The organism is Streptomyces sp. SID5785, assembly GCF_009870065.1.
Classification (GTDB): Bacteria; Actinomycetota; Actinomycetes; order Streptomycetales; family Streptomycetaceae; genus Streptomyces.
In genome coordinates this window covers 1-207 of record NZ_WWIA01000616.1, presented here as the reverse complement: position 1 = coordinate 207, position 207 = coordinate 1, and the positions used below count along the sequence as shown (strand labels likewise).

Annotated in this window: 1 pseudogene; it reads right to left on the bottom strand. The window is 72.5% G+C overall.

The window, feature by feature from the left end:
- Window positions 1-207 (bottom strand): annotated as a pseudogene (locus GTW43_RS20095) (glycosyl transferase); the annotation flags it as partial.

Sequence of the window (207 nt, the reverse complement as noted above, 5' to 3'; positions counted from 1 at the left end):
GCCCGATCTGGAGGACGACGTGCCAGCCCGGCAGATCCCCGAAGGCCCGCAGACATGCACGGTAGAACTCCGGCCGGTCGGTGTACGCCGAGCCCAGCGACACCAGGAGGACGTGCTCGGCGTCCGCGGGCCGCGTCCAGCGGTCCGCGTCCGTGGGCGGGGCGAAGCACGGTCCGACGAAGGTGACGGTGTCGCTGTCCACCCGGT